This is a genomic window from Leucobacter sp. (genome assembly GCF_053528595.1).
Map to the genome: position 1 here is coordinate 1 of NZ_JAIVPF010000073.1, position 1,050 is coordinate 1,050.

Sequence of the window (1,050 nt, forward strand, 5' to 3'; positions counted from 1 at the left end):
ACGGCACTCTCAGCGACGGGGAGCGCAAGCGGGCCGTCATCGCCCGCGCGGTGATGACCGATCCCGAGATGCTGCTGCTCGACGAGCCGAGCGCGAGCCTCGACCTCGGCGCGCGCGAGCGGCTGCTGCAGATGCTGTCGGGATTCGCGCGGTCCCCGTACTCGCCCGCGATGGTCATGGTGACGCACCACGTCGAGGAGGTGCCGCCGGGGTTCACCCACGTGCTCATGCTGCGCGACGGCCGCGTGCAGGCCGCCGGTCCCATCGCCGAGACCCTCACCGCGGAGAACCTGGAGTCGACCTTCGGCATGCCGTTCGAGCTGACCGTCTCGGATGGACGCTACGCGGCGGTGGCGCGCCCCGCCGCTTGAGCGGTTCTCATGATAGAGTAGATAGTTGGCGCGGGTCACCCCGCCGATCCGAAGACCTCAGGGTGTGCTGCTACACATCCTCACCAAGGCAACCGAAGGAACACCCATGAAGACCGACATCCACCCGGAGTACAACGCCATCGTCTTCCGCGACCTCGCGTCGGGAGAGACGTTCCTCACCCGCTCCACGCTGACCAGCGAGAAGACCATCGAGCTCGACGGCGAGACCTACCCCGTCATCGATGTCGAGATCTCGAGCGCCTCGCACCCGTTCTACACGGGCAAGCAGCGCATCATGGACTCGGCCGGCCGCGTCGAGAAGTTCAACCAGCGCTTCAAGGGTTTCGGCGCGTAAGCGAAGTCCTCACCGCGCGAAAGGGCGGTCGATCCGAATCGGATCGACCGCCCTTTCGCCGTTCGCGGGGGAGGGCGTTCAGCCGGCCCGCATGGGCCAGCGCCCGTCGGCGATGAAGGAGGGATCGCGCACGCGCCGCATGTACTCCTGGAAGCTCGCCGCCTGCGCCGCGGCCCACTCCCTCTGCGAGCGATGCAGTTCCTCCAGCTCCTGCGGGATCAGGTCTGCGTACTTGCGGGCGATGCACTGCAGCACCCGGCCCGCCGCGATGGCGTCGTCGCCCGCGTCGTGCGCGTTGCCGATCTCGACGCCGTGATGCGCGGC

2 protein-coding genes and 1 pseudogene are annotated in these 1,050 nt (G+C 68.2%); 2 read left to right on the plus strand and 1 reads right to left on the minus strand.

Annotated features, from left to right (window positions below; all coding sequences use genetic code 11):
* Positions 1–371 (plus strand): ATP-binding cassette domain-containing protein (locus ACWKZU_RS14710; RefSeq protein WP_449283084.1); only part of this gene is annotated, 371 nt, incomplete at its 5' end.
* A 106-nt stretch (positions 372–477) separates the two neighbouring features.
* Positions 478–726 carry a type B 50S ribosomal protein L31 gene (locus tag ACWKZU_RS14715; RefSeq protein WP_053384078.1) on the plus strand — a complete coding sequence of 83 codons (249 nt, stop codon included), beginning with the start codon at positions 478–480 and terminating at the stop codon, positions 724–726.
* Positions 727–804: 78 nt separating this feature from the next.
* On the opposite strand, the pseudogene ACWKZU_RS14720 reads toward ACWKZU_RS14715, so the two are convergent.
* Positions 805–1,050 (minus strand): annotated as a pseudogene (locus tag ACWKZU_RS14720) (3'-5' exonuclease); the annotation flags it as partial.